We start from the raw sequence: 12,200 nt of genomic DNA, 5'->3' as shown, positions 1-12,200 counted from the left end.
GGTGCCCGACACATCGGCCGGAATTCAGGTGACCGTCCGCTACTTCGCGGCCGCGCGGGCGGCTGCGGGCGCCGAGTCGGAGACGCTGACGCTCCGGCCGGGCACGACGGTCGCCGAGCTGGTCGACGGCCTGGCGGTGCGCAGGGCTCGTCTCGCAGCGGTGTTGAGCCGGTGCTCTTATCTCTGCGACGGGATTGCCGTCCGAGATGAGGCCACAGCGTTATCCGCCGGCAACACCATTGACGTACTCCCGCCCTTCGCCGGCGGCTGAGCGGTGTGAAATACCTCACGTAACGGAACAATAACGGGCGGGACACGCTCCGATTGCGAAGCCGTCTGAACTGCGGAAACGCCATGTTTTCCTGGCCTTTTCCCGGACTTCGGCGGCGGAAACGCCGAAAAAGCCGACAGGTGACGAGATCGCCGGAAACCGCTACCGTCTGCGGAAGCCCGCCAGCGCCCGATGGCGTGCTTCCCTCCCTATAACGCGCCGAGCTCCATCCAATAGGCGAGGGATTCCGACCGCGGATGGAGGCGGGGGACCCACCAGGTCCGCCGAGATCGGACCGGAGCCGCGCGGTGGCTCCTTGGGGTGAAGCCGACGTCGTCTCGCCGAAGTACGACGCTGGCCGGGTGACCTCTCTGGTTTGAATCCAACCCGAACCCGACAGCTGACCTCGCAGGCGTGTATAGAGAGGAATTACCGACGTATGAGCGGACGTCACCGTAAGCCCACCACCTCGAGCGTCAGCGTCGCCAAAATCGCGTTTACCGGAGCCGTGCTCGGTGGCGGCAGTATCGCCATGGCCGGCCAGGCGGCCGCCGCTACCGACAGCGAATGGGACCAGGTAGCCCGCTGCGAGTCCGGCGGCAACTGGTCGATCAACACCGGCAACGGCTTCTACGGCGGCGTACAGTTCACCGCCGGTACCTGGGCCGCGCATGGCGGCGGCGAATACGCCCCGTCGGCCCAGTTGGCAACGAGGGATCAGCAGATCGCCGTCGCCGAGCGGGTGCTGGCAACCCAGGGCCGCGGCGCCTGGCCGGTGTGTGGTAGGGCGCTGTCGGGTCCGACGCCCCGCGCCGTTCTTTCCGATTCGCAGGCGAACGCGCCGCTGGACGCGCCCGCGGTCAACGGTGAACCGGCTCCGCTGGCCCCGCCGCCCGCGGACGAGCCCGCACCGCCGCCACCGCCCGCTGACCCCGCGCCGCCGGCCGACCCGGCTCCCGCGGTGGAGTTGGCCAGCAACGACCTGCCAGTGGACCTGCCGCCGGCTCCCCCGGAGGACCTGCCGCCCGCGCCGCCCGAAGACCTGACACCGCCGGCTCCGGGCGTGCAGCCCGCGCCGCCGGAGGACCTGCCGCCCGCGCCCCCCGAAGACCTGACACCGCCCGCTCCGGGCGAGCAGCCCGCGCCGCCGGAGGACCTGCCGCCCGCGCCCCCCGAAGACCTGACACCGCCCGCTCCGGGCGAGCAGCCCGCTCCCGACGCCCCATCGGTCATCGAGGCGGGATCGCAGTCACCCGAACTGGTGGACGTCCCGCTGCCGGCACCCGACGAGGACCAGAACCCGCCCGTGGAGATCCACCAGGTGTCGACCGTCGCTTTCACGAAGCAAGTGTGGCAGGCGATCCGGGCGCAGGACGTGAGCGGAAACGACGCGCTCGACGCGCTCGCTCAGCCATCATCGGTTATTGGCTGACAACGTAGGGCGTCAGATTGCCCGCTGCGTTAGGCCGAACCCACCCATTCTTCGGTCCCATCGTCGAAGAACTGGTGCTTCCAAACCGGTAGCCGCGCCTTGATGGTGTCCACCAGCTTCGCGCAGGTGGCAAACGCCGCACGCCGATGGTCGGCGGCGACCGCGACCACCAGGGCCGCCTCACCAATCTGCAGGACGCCGATCCGGTGGCTGGCCGCGATGGCGCGCACGCCGCTGGACTCCGCGGCGACCTCGGCCACGACGTCGGCAATGACCTCAGCGGCCGACGGGTGCGCGGAGTATTCGAGCCGCGACACCCCGCGCCCACCGTCGTGGTCGCGGATCATGCCGACGAATCCGACGATCGCACCCGCCGATTGGTGGCGGACCAGGTCCTCGTGCTCGGCCAAGGAGATCGGTTGGTCGGTTAGGGCCGCGCGCAGGACCAGCGTCATCCCGGGTGATCTTCGCCGGCGAGTTGTTCGAGCGCATGATCCAGCACCTCGGCAAGCACCGCAAGGCCGTCGCGCACCCCACCCGGCGACCCGGGGAGGTTGACAACCAACGTCTGTCCGGCCACACCACACACCCCGCGCGACAACACGGACGTCGGCACCTTCGGCCAGCCCGAGCGGCGGATCGCGTCGGCCAGCCCGGGGATCATGTAGTCCAGCACCGCCGCGGTTTGGTCCGGCGTGCTGTCGCTGGGCGAGATGCCGGTGCCACCCGAGGTGATGATCACGTCGACGCCGGCGTCGAGGGCGCCGCGCAGCGCCTGGCCGACCGGCTCTCCGTCGGCGACCACCTCCGGTTGCACAGGCGAAAACCCATGCTGCCCAAGCCATTCAGCGATAATCGGGCCGCACCGATCGTCGTACACACCGGCCGACGCGCGGGTGGAGGCGACGATGACCCGTGCCGATCGGGCGCCCATCACCGTGTCCAGGTTCCGGTCTTGCCGCCCTCTTTGCGGAGCACGCGGACGTCATCGATGGCAGCGGCCGGGTCGACCGCCTTGATCATGTCGTAGAGCGTCAGGGCCGCCACGCTGACGGCGGTCAGCGCCTCCATCTCCACCCCCGTGCGGTCGGTGCTGCGCACGGTCGCATTGATCTCGATAGCCGACTCGCCGATGGTGAAATCGACGTCGACGCCGGTGAGCGCGAGCTGGTGGCAAAGGGGAATCAGGTCGCTGGTCCGCTTGGCCGCCAATATGCCCGCCACCCGCGCGGTGGCCAGCGCGTCACCCTTGGGCAGGCCGCCGGTCGAGATCAGCGCCACCACGTGCGCCGAGGTACGCAACGAACCGGCGGCAACGGCGGTGCGCCTGGTGGCTCCCTTTTCCGTGACGTCGACCATGTGCGCTGCCCCCCGCTCATCCAGGTGCGACAGCGGTGCGGGCTCGCAGCTCGCCGGGTTTCTGGATGCCCTGGAAGCCCTGGCCATCCCGGCACCTAGCGGTTGACGACCGTCACCGGGTGGACGTATGGCAGGTGGTCGGCGGGCATCGGGAACACCAATTCACCGAAGGGTGATAGCGCGCCCGTGCGGTCGGTCACGAGTTCGCTTACGGCGTGGTCGTCCGGATCCGTGGTCGGCCAGCCGGGGTCCACGTACTTGGTCTTGCGTTCCTTGCCTTCAGCAATGTCAGCCACGCGGTCCATTCTGACAGGTCCCACCGGCGCGCGTGGCGCAAGGTTGGCCACTCGTGAACCGACTCACCCGCCCGCCCGGTCACCGGGTGTGACGGTCCGCCGGCTGCTTTACCCCAGGTCAACCCCCTACCCTGGTCAACCCCCTACCCTGGTCAACCCCCTACCCTGGTCAACAATGACGGAAAACACCCCGGATATCCCGCTGGGGTCCTGGCTGGCCGACTTGCCCGACGAGCGGCTGATTCGGCTGCTGGAGCTGCGGCCGGACCTTTCTCAGCCGCCACCGGGCAGCATTGCCGCCCTGGCCGCACGCGCTCAGGCCCGTCAATCGGTCAAGGCCGCAGCCGATGAGCTCGACTTCTTGCAGCTGGGAGTGCTGGACGCATTGCTGGTGCTGCAGGCCGATACCGCGCCGGTGCCGATCGCCAAGCTGCTGTCGCTGATCGGTGACCGCGCCGCCCAAGCCGACGTGGTCGACGCGCTCACGGCCCTCAAGGAACGCGCCCTGGTCTGGGGCGAAGCCGCAGTCCGGGTGGCGGCCGGCACCGCCACGGCGTTGCCCTGGCATCCGGGGCAGGTCACGCTGGAGGACGGCTCGCTCACCGGGGAGCAGATCGCCGAGCTGATCGCCGAGCTCGACGACGCGCAGCGGAATGTGCTGCAGAAGTTGGCAGAAGGGTCCCCGATGGGGCGTACCCGTGACGCCGCGCCCGGCGCGCAGGCGGACCGGCCGGTGCCGCGACTGCTGGCGTTGGGCCTGCTGCGACGCATCGATGCCGAGACGGTGATCCTGCCCCGCCACGTGGGTCAGGTGCTGCGCGGCGAAAACCCGGGTCCGATCCAACTGATCGCACCCGACCCGGTGGTCTGCACCACTGCGCCCGACGATGTCGATGCCGCGGCGGCCGGCGCCGTCATCGACCTGCTTCGTGAACTCGAAGTACTACTCGAAACCCTCAGCGCCGCACCGGTTGCCGAGCTACGCAGCGGCGGACTGGGAATTCGCGACGTCAAGCGGCTGGCCAAGGCTACCGGCATCGACGAACCGCGGCTGGGCCTGATCCTCGAGGTTGCGGACGCGGCCGGACTGATCGCCAGCGGCAAGCCCGATCCCGAGCCACCCCAGGGCGACGGACCCCATTGGGCGCCAACGGTGGCCGCCGATCGGTTCACCTCGATGCCGGCCGCCGAGCGTTGGCATCTACTAGCGAGGACCTGGCTCGACCTCCCGGCTCGGCCCGCGTTGATCGGCAGCCGCGGCCCTGACGCCAAAACTTATGGCGCCCTTTCGGATTCGCTGTTCTCTACGGCGGCCCCACTGGACCGCCGGCTGTTGCTCGGCATGCTCGCCGAGCTGCCCGCCGGCGCCGGTGTCGACGCCGCCGAGGCGTCGGCGGCGTTGATTTGGCGGCGTCCGCGGTGGGCCAGGCGGCTACAGCCAGGACCCATCGGGGACCTGCTGGCCGAGGGCCACGCGCTGGGTTTGGTGGGTCGCGGGGCGATCAGCACACCCGGCCGGGCGCTACTGCAAGAAGCCTTAGAGCCGGCCGGAGCCCCCGCCGCGGCGGTCGACGCGATGACGCGGGCGCTGCCCGCACCGATCGACCACTTCCTGGTGCAGGCCGACCTGACCGTCGTGGTACCCGGGCCACTTCAGCGCGACCTCGCCGACGACCTCGCAACGGTCGCCACCGTCGAATCGGCGGGCACCGCGATGGTGTATCGCATCAGCGAGCCCTCGATCCGGCACGCGCTTGACGTCGGTAAGACCCGCGATTGGATGCATGCACTCTTCGCGAAGCACTCGAAAACGCCGGTGCCGCAAGGACTGACATATCTTATCGATGACGTCGCACGCCGGCATGGGCAGCTTCGCGTAGGCATGGCCGCGTCATTCGTGCGGTGCGAGGACCCCGCGCTGCTGGCCCAGGCCGTCGCGGCGCCCGCCGCCGACGGGCTGGCGCTGCGCGCCCTGACTCCGACGGTGGCGGTGTCTCCCGCACCGATATCCGAAGTGCTGATCGCGCTGCGGGCGGCGGGCTTCGCCCCGGCCGCCGAAGACTCCACTGGCGCGATCGTCGACGTCCGGACGCGCGGCGCCCGGGTGCCCGCACCGCACCAGCGCCGGCCGTACCGTCCCCTGGCGCGCCCGGGCCGTGAAACACTCAACGCCCTCGTCTCGGTGCTGCGCAGGGTGACCGCCGCACCGTTCGGCACCATCCGCGTCGACCCCGCGGTCACGATGTCACTGTTGCAGCGCGCGGCCAAGGACGATGCCACGGTGTTGATTGGCTATCTTGACGCCGCGGGTGTGGCCACCCAACGGGTGGTGTCGCCGATCGTGATACGGGGTGGTCAGCTGACGGCCTACGATTCGTCGTCCGGGCGGCTGCGCGAGTTCGCCATCCACCGCATCACCTCGGTGATGTCGGCCGACGACTGAATAATGGGTCTCATGCCTGACGGGCCGTTGATCGTGCAGTCCGACAAGTCGGTACTGCTCGAGGTGGACCACGAGCTGGCCAGTGCGGCACGCGCGGCCATCGCGCCGTTCGCCGAGCTGGAACGCGCACCCGAACATGTGCACACCTACCGCATCACACCGCTGGCGTTGTGGAACGCCCGTGCGGCTGGCCACGATGCCGAACAGGTGGTCGACGCGCTGGTCAGTTTCTCCCGCTACGCGGTGCCCCAACCACTGCTCGTCGACATCGTCGACACCATGGCCCGCTACGGCCGGCTGCAACTGGTCAAGAACCCGGCGCACGGCCTGACGCTGGTGAGCCTGGATCGTGCGGTGCTCGAGGAGGTGCTGCGCAACAAGAAGATCACCCCAATGCTGGGCGCGCGGATCGATGACGATACCGTCGTCGTCCACCCCAGCGAGCGCGGCCGCCTCAAGCAGCTGCTGCTCAAGATCGGTTGGCCCGCAGAGGATCTCGCCGGTTACGTCGACGGCGAAGCGCATCCCATGAGCCTGCGGCAGGAGGGCTGGCACCTGCGCGACTACCAGCAGATGGCCGCGGACGCTTTCTGGTCCGGCGGCTCGGGCGTGGTCGTCCTTCCGTGCGGCGCCGGCAAGACGCTGGTCGGCGCGGCCGCGATGGCGCGGGCCAGCGCGACAACGCTCATCCTGGTCACCAACATCGTGGCGGCCCGGCAATGGAAACGCGAGCTGGTCGCGCGCACCTCCCTGACCGAGGACGAGATCGGCGAATACTCCGGGGAGCGCAAGGAGATTCGGCCCGTCACCGTCTCGACGTACCAGATGATCACCCGCCGCACCAAGGGCGAGTACCGTCATCTGGAACTCTTCGACAGCCGCGACTGGGGACTGATCATCTACGACGAGGTCCACCTGCTGCCGGCGCCGGTGTTCCGGATGACCGCCGACCTGCAGTCCAAGCGGCGGCTGGGCTTGACCGCCACGTTGATCCGGGAGGACGGCCGCGAGGGCGACGTGTTCTCCCTGATCGGCCCGAAACGCTATGACGCACCATGGAAAGACATCGAGGCGCAGGGCTGGATCGCGCCGGCGGAGTGTGTCGAAGTCCGGGTCACGATGACCGACAGCGAACGGATGATGTATGCCACCGCCGAGCCCGAAGAGCGCTACCGGCTGTGCTCGACGGTGCACACCAAAATCGCTGTGGTCAAGTCGATTCTGGAGAAGCACCCGGGCGAGCAGACCCTGGTGATCGGCGCCTACCTGGACCAGCTCGACGAGCTTGGCGTCGAGCTGAACGCTCCGGTGATCCAGGGCGCGACCAAGACCGCCGAACGCGAAGCATTGTTCGACGCCTTCCGTCGCGGCGAGGTTTCCAGGCTGGTGGTCTCCAAGGTCGCCAACTTTTCCATCGACTTGCCGGAAGCCGCTGTGGCGGTGCAGGTTTCGGGAACGTTTGGCTCACGCCAGGAGGAAGCCCAACGGCTGGGCCGGCTGCTGCGGCCCAAGGCTGATGGCGGTGGGGCCATCTTCTACTCCGTGGTGGCCCGCGACAGCCTGGACGCCGAGTACGCGGCCCACCGGCAGCGATTCTTGGCCGAGCAGGGCTACGGCTACATCATCCGCGACGCCGACGCGATTTAGATTGGGGCGAGCAGTCGCAAAAGCCCCGAAACCCCGTTGTTTCGGGGGCTTTTGCGACTGCTCGCCGCCATTGCTAGAGCGACAGGATGGTCGCCGACGCGGTGCCCGGTGCGCCGTAGACCTGCGCCAGGCCGACGCGCGGGTTGCCGGGCACCTGACGCTCACCCGCCTCGCCCCGCAGCTGGCGCACCAGCTCGTGTGTCTGCCGCAGCCCCGACGCTCCAATGGGCTCGCCGTTGGCGATCAGCCCGCCATCGGTGTTGACCGGCATCGAGCCGTGGATCTCGGTGGCCCCATCGGCCACAAGTTTCTCTTGCTCGCCGTCCGCGCACAGACCCGTCTCGGCCATGTGGATGACCTCGGCGCCGGCGTCAGTGTCCTGCAGTTGGGCGATGTCGATGTCCTCGGGTCCGATGCCCGCAGCCTCGTAGGCGGCCTTAGCGGCGTATACCGTCGGCGAGGCGTCCTCGTCCACCGGAGCGAACGTGGCGTGCACTTCGTAGGCGCCGTAGCGGCGGGTACGGATCTCGCAGGCTCGCACGTACACCGGCTTGTCGGTGAACTTATGGGCTAAGGCGGCACGGCACATGATCACCGCAGCGGCGCCCTCGTCGGGCGCACAAAACATGTACTGTGTCAGCGGGTAGTTGAGCACGGCCGAGTTGAGGATCTCATCCTCGGGAAGCGCCCTGCGACGGAAGGCATTTGGGTTCAGCGCGCCGTTCCGGTAGTTCTTGGCGGCGACCCTGGCCAGCGTGGCCTGGGAGATGTTGTGGTCGTGTAGGTACTTGTTGGCCTTCATCCCGAAGAACTTGGTGGTGACGAACTGCCCGTTCCGCGCATACCACTGCGGCAGCGCCAGTTTGGCGGGGTCGTCGGTGAACGCGCCGCGAGGGTGCTTGTCCAAGCCGATGGCGATGCCGATGTCGTACTTGCCCAACCGGATGGTGTTCACGGTCTGCGCAATGGCACTGGCCGCGGTCGCACAGGCGTTGAAGACGTCGGTGAACGGAATGCCGGTCAGCCCCACAAGCCTGGTGACCGCGTCGGGGTTGGACACCTCGTGGCTGCCGCCGAAGCCGAACTGGATGTCCTTCCACTCACACCCGGCGTCCGCCAGCGCGGATTGGATGGCCTCCGCGCCCATCTGCATGGCCGTCTTGTCGAACCTACCGAAGGGATGCAGGCCCACGCCGATGATGACCACGTCGTTCGTCATCTCAGGCTCCCTGAAGCGGCCGGAACGCAAAGGTCATGACCTCGGCGCCCTCCTCGTCAATGGTCAACGGCACCATGGTGAGCTCGACCTCCTGGCCGAACCGCAGTTTGGTCGGGTCGTTCTCGGTCAGCCGCCCCTCGACCCGGATCACCTCACCCAGTTGGACCAGGCCCACGCCGAACGGCACGAAATCGCTGCCGGTTGGACCGGCGTAGGGGGGCCCGGGCGGGAAACCCTGGGTGGTCCACGCCACCAGGCTGCCGCGCCGCGGCAGCAACACTTCGCCCATCTGCCCACCACTGCAGCGTGGACACCACCGCTGCACCGGAAATGTCGTGGCGCCACAAGCCTCGCAGCGACTGCCAATCAGCTGCGGATCCTCATCAGGCCACGTTGAGATACCGGGGGCAAGCGTCTTCTGCATCGCGGGATCCTCCGTCCTCGGCGACGGGAATAATGCTGCTCACCAAACCGTACAACAGCATTCCAGATTATTGGAAATTACGTTCTCGTTGCGGGTGGTCTACGAACTCTGGGAGACGGTCGAGCACGAAGAGGCCGATCGCACATTCCGCGCCGACGAAGGTCGGCTGACGCAGCTCCCTGCTCTGCCGGCCGCGCCTCCCGTCAAGACGACGTACGTCACGATCGATGTCTAGCTCAGCGCGGGAATGACTTCGCGTTCAAAGAGTTCGATCCCGGAGCGATCATACGCGGCCTCGGGGAAATAGCAGATCGCATATTCGCAGCCGAGGTCGCGGACCTTCGCCATCCGTTCGATCACCTGTTCGGGTGTGCCCATCGCCGAATCCGGGAGGCCGCCAACCATCGCATCCGCCGCCGCCTCGGGCACATAGCCGACCACACGGTCGCGCACCCGCCGCAGCCGCTCTTTGACGTCGGCATCCGACGTACCGACGACGGCGGTGAAGTTGGCCGAGCGCACGATGGCGTCAAAGTCGGTGCCCAGCTGGCGGCAGTGCGCTGCCAATATCGCCGACTTGCGGGCGAATGCCGCAGGCTCCGGCGCGAAGTTGGTGTACTGGGCGTATTTCGCCGCAATGCGCAGCGTCACCTTCTCGCCTCCACCGGCTATCCACAGCGGAATCCCTCCGTCCTGCAACGGCTTTGGAGCGACAATCGCACCGTCGACCTGGTAGTGCGTGCCCTCGAAGCTGACCTTGCCGTGGCGCCAGGCATCCCGCATGATCTGCACTCCTTCGTCCAGCCGACCTAACCGCACACCGGCCGACGGAAAGCCGTAACCATAAGCGCGCCACTCATGTTCGTACCAGCCGCCGCCGATACCCATCTGAATTCGGCCGCCGGAGATGATGTCGGCGGTCGCCGCAACCTTGGCCAGGTATACCGGATTGCGGTAGCTCATCGCCGTGCACATCTGGCCGAGCTTGATCCGCGAGGTAGTCGCGGCGTACGCCGACATCAGCGACCACGCCTCGTGAGTGGCCTCACCGCTCGGCAACGGGACGGTATGAAAGTGGTCATAGACCCACAGTGAGTCCCAGGCGCCGCCGTCGGCGTAGCCGGCGAGGTCGCGCATCACCGCCCAGTGCTTCTCGGGTTCGATGCCGACGAGATCCATTCGCCAGCCTTGCGGAATGAACAGACCAAAGCGCATAGGGGTGACTCTAGCGATGCCCCATCCGGCCTCACATATCCAGCGCTGCCAGCGCGGCTTCCACCGAGCACGCACGCAACTCCTCGTGGGGCGCGTCGGGAAACCTGATGCAACAGTCCTGCAGGCCGCCGAAGGCAACGACGGCGCGGGTGGCTTGCGCGAGCGTCGGCCTCGGGCCGAACACCAGCCGGCCCAGCCGTTCGCGCCAAGCCAGCACGGTGTCGATAAGGCCGAGGTCGGCCAGCATCGTCAATTCGGCCAGCACCAGCTTCAGGTCTTGCCGGTGCCGGTAATGAAAATCGAAGTAGCCCTCCACCAACCGGCAGACATCGACGTCGCCACGCTTCTCCTGGTCGGCGACGAATCGCTCACCCTCTCCGATCAACGGCACCACGATGCTGCGCACCAGGTCTTCGCGCGACGTGAAGTGGTAGTACAGCGCGGGTTTGGTGATGCCGAGTTGGTCGGCGATGTCCTGCAGGCTGGTGCGCTGCACACCTTGGCGGAGGAATAGCTCGCGAGCGACCTCTTGGATCCGTTGCCTGGTGTCCGACTGGGGCCTGCTCACCGAACGAGCTTAACTGACTTACCGATAGGTAAGTGATGTGTTAGGCTTACCTAACTTAGAGAAGTTCCGGGAGGTCGTCGTGCGCATTCTGATCTCTGGGGCCAGCATCGCCGGCCCGGTGCTGGCGTACTGGCTTAGCCGCTACGGTTTCGAGGTCACCGTCGTCGAGCGCGCGGGGCAGTTGCGCAAGACCGGTGGCCACGCGGTCGACCTATTCCGGCCGTCGATGGAGATCTCGGCGAAGATGGGCGTGCTGCCACAGATCGAGGCACTTGCCACCGGAACGAACACGATGACGCTGTATCGCGAGGGCGTTGCACGACCGGCAACGATCGATATCACCAAGATCATCAACGCCGCATCCGACCGACACGTGGAGATCATGCGAGACGATCTCGGCGAGGTCTACTACGACGCCGGCCGCGACGACGTCGAGTACGTGTTCGGTGACTCGATCACCGCCATAGCCCCCGACGGCCAAGTGACGTTCGAGCGCGGCGCACCGCGAAAGTTCGACGTTGTGGTCGGCGCCGACGGGCTGCACTCGAACGTCCGGCGCCTGGTTTTCGGTGACGACGCCGGACACACCGAGTTCCTCGGTGGGTACCTGGCGGTGATTTCGGTGCCGAAAATGCTTGCGCGCGACGGAGAATCCGTTACCCACCTCGGCGCCGGCCGCGTCGCGATGATCTACACCGCGCAACCCCTGGACGACGCGCGAGTGGTGTTCCTTTTCCGCAGCAAGGACGAACTGACATACCACTACCGAGATGTCTCGCGGCAGAAGGAGTTATTGCGCGCAGCGTTCACCGGTATGCACCCGCGGGTCGACTGTTGGCTCGCGGAAGTCGACCGCACGCCGGCGTTCTACTTCGACTCGATCACCCAGTTGCGGCTGGACACCTGGTCGCGCGGACGGGTCGCACTGGTCGGTGACGCCGGGTATTGTCCGGGACCCGCCGTCGGCGGCAGCACTAGCATCGCGGTGCTGGGCGCCTACGTGCTGGCGGGTGAACTGGCCGAGGCGGGTGGGGACTACGGGCGGGCGTTCGCGCAATACGAGCGGCACATGGGTGAACCGGTGCGCCGCAGCCGCGCCTTTGCGCGTGCGGCCAGCAAGACCATCGTCCCCGGCTCCCGGGCCGGCGTTTGGGCATTGACCCGCGCCGGTCAGCTGATCTCGGCACTTCCCTCGGGGCTCACCAGGGCGATCGCGAAGATGAACACCAAGGGCGCGCGGTTGCACGACTCCATGCAATACAAGGACTACGCCTTGGTGCGCGAGCAGACATAGAATCGCACGCAGGCACGGCGTGTCGCGGGATT

Annotated in this window: 14 protein-coding genes and 1 riboswitch; of the genes, 6 read left to right on the top strand and 8 right to left on the bottom strand. The window is 67.5% G+C overall.

What is annotated here, in order from left to right; all coding sequences use genetic code 11:
• Position 1: 1 nt before the first annotated feature.
• Both G6N24_RS01755 and G6N24_RS01750 read left to right on the top strand, forming a co-directional pair.
• On the top strand, positions 2–271 hold the full coding sequence (locus G6N24_RS01755; RefSeq protein WP_085156225.1) for a MoaD/ThiS family protein: 270 nt from the start codon (positions 2–4) through the stop codon (positions 269–271).
• Between the two features lie 207 nt (positions 272–478).
• Positions 479–702: riboswitch (cyclic di-AMP (ydaO/yuaA leader) on the top strand.
• Positions 703–710: 8 nt separating this feature from the next.
• Entirely contained in the window at positions 711–1,703 is a 993-nt protein-coding gene (locus G6N24_RS01750; RefSeq protein WP_163745385.1) for a transglycosylase family protein, read from the top strand.
• 29 nt (positions 1,704–1,732) lie between these two features.
• On the opposite strand, the gene G6N24_RS01745 is transcribed toward G6N24_RS01750, so the two are convergent.
• From G6N24_RS01745 to G6N24_RS01730, 4 genes are read right to left on the bottom strand one after another with little or no spacing between them, the layout of a single operon-like run.
• Entirely contained in the window at positions 1,733–2,158 is a 426-nt protein-coding gene (locus tag G6N24_RS01745; protein ID WP_085156231.1) for a molybdenum cofactor biosynthesis protein MoaE, read from the bottom strand.
• Complete coding sequence (locus tag G6N24_RS01740; RefSeq protein ID WP_085156234.1) at positions 2,155–2,637, bottom strand: MogA/MoaB family molybdenum cofactor biosynthesis protein; 483 nt, start codon at positions 2,635–2,637, stop codon at positions 2,155–2,157. The genes G6N24_RS01745 and G6N24_RS01740 overlap by 4 nt, the downstream gene beginning before the upstream one ends.
• Positions 2,637–3,149 (bottom strand): cyclic pyranopterin monophosphate synthase MoaC, encoded by a 513-nt coding sequence (gene moaC, locus G6N24_RS01735; RefSeq protein WP_085156239.1) that lies wholly within the window; start codon positions 3,147–3,149, stop codon positions 2,637–2,639. The genes G6N24_RS01740 and moaC overlap by 1 nt, the downstream gene beginning before the upstream one ends.
• An 8-nt stretch (positions 3,150–3,157) precedes the next feature.
• Positions 3,158–3,358 (bottom strand): hypothetical protein, encoded by a 201-nt coding sequence (locus tag G6N24_RS01730; RefSeq protein WP_139822176.1) that lies wholly within the window; start codon positions 3,356–3,358, stop codon positions 3,158–3,160.
• A gap of 175 nt (positions 3,359–3,533) precedes the next feature.
• Between G6N24_RS01730 and G6N24_RS01725 the strand changes: the two genes are divergently transcribed.
• Together G6N24_RS01725 and G6N24_RS01720 are read left to right on the top strand one after the other, a co-directional pair.
• Entirely contained in the window at positions 3,534–5,801 is a 2,268-nt protein-coding gene (locus tag G6N24_RS01725; RefSeq protein WP_085156244.1) for a helicase-associated domain-containing protein, read from the top strand.
• A gap of 12 nt (positions 5,802–5,813) precedes the next feature.
• Positions 5,814–7,448, top strand: a complete 1,635-nt coding sequence (locus G6N24_RS01720; protein ID WP_085156247.1) for a DNA repair helicase XPB — start codon at positions 5,814–5,816, stop codon at positions 7,446–7,448.
• 73 nt (positions 7,449–7,521) lie between these two features.
• Here G6N24_RS01720 and G6N24_RS01715 read toward each other — a convergent pair whose 3' ends face one another.
• Positions 7,522–8,667 carry a thiolase family protein gene (locus tag G6N24_RS01715; protein ID WP_085156250.1) on the bottom strand — a complete coding sequence of 382 codons (1,146 nt, stop codon included), beginning with the start codon at positions 8,665–8,667 and terminating at the stop codon, positions 7,522–7,524.
• A gap of 1 nt (position 8,668) precedes the next feature.
• Positions 8,669–9,091, bottom strand: a complete 423-nt coding sequence (locus G6N24_RS01710; protein WP_085156253.1) for a Zn-ribbon domain-containing OB-fold protein — start codon at positions 9,089–9,091, stop codon at positions 8,669–8,671.
• Positions 9,092–9,161: 70 nt separating this feature from the next.
• Between G6N24_RS01710 and G6N24_RS01705 the strand changes: the two genes are divergently transcribed.
• Positions 9,162–9,326, top strand: coding sequence for a hypothetical protein (locus G6N24_RS01705; RefSeq protein WP_232070668.1), 165 nt, complete (start codon positions 9,162–9,164; stop codon positions 9,324–9,326).
• On the opposite strand, the gene G6N24_RS01700 is transcribed toward G6N24_RS01705, so the two are convergent.
• Both G6N24_RS01700 and G6N24_RS01695 read right to left on the bottom strand, forming a co-directional pair.
• Positions 9,323–10,306, bottom strand: a complete 984-nt coding sequence (locus G6N24_RS01700; protein ID WP_085156256.1) for an LLM class F420-dependent oxidoreductase — start codon at positions 10,304–10,306, stop codon at positions 9,323–9,325. The two genes, G6N24_RS01705 and G6N24_RS01700, sit on opposite strands and share 4 nt — an antisense overlap.
• 31 nt (positions 10,307–10,337) lie before the next feature.
• Complete coding sequence (locus G6N24_RS01695; protein WP_085156259.1) at positions 10,338–10,874, bottom strand: TetR/AcrR family transcriptional regulator; 537 nt, start codon at positions 10,872–10,874, stop codon at positions 10,338–10,340.
• 79 nt (positions 10,875–10,953) lie between these two features.
• Here G6N24_RS01695 and G6N24_RS01690 point away from each other — a divergent pair, with 79 nt between their 5' ends.
• Positions 10,954–12,168: an FAD-dependent monooxygenase gene (locus G6N24_RS01690; protein WP_085156262.1), complete on the top strand. Its 1,215-nt coding sequence runs from the start codon at positions 10,954–10,956 to the stop codon at positions 12,166–12,168.
• The last annotated feature ends 32 nt before the right edge of the window (positions 12,169–12,200 follow it).

It is taken from the genome of Mycobacterium lacus (genome assembly GCF_010731535.1).
In the GTDB taxonomy this organism is placed as follows: Bacteria; Actinomycetota; Actinomycetes; order Mycobacteriales; family Mycobacteriaceae; genus Mycobacterium; species Mycobacterium lacus.
This window is presented reverse-complemented; position numbering and strand designations above follow the sequence as displayed.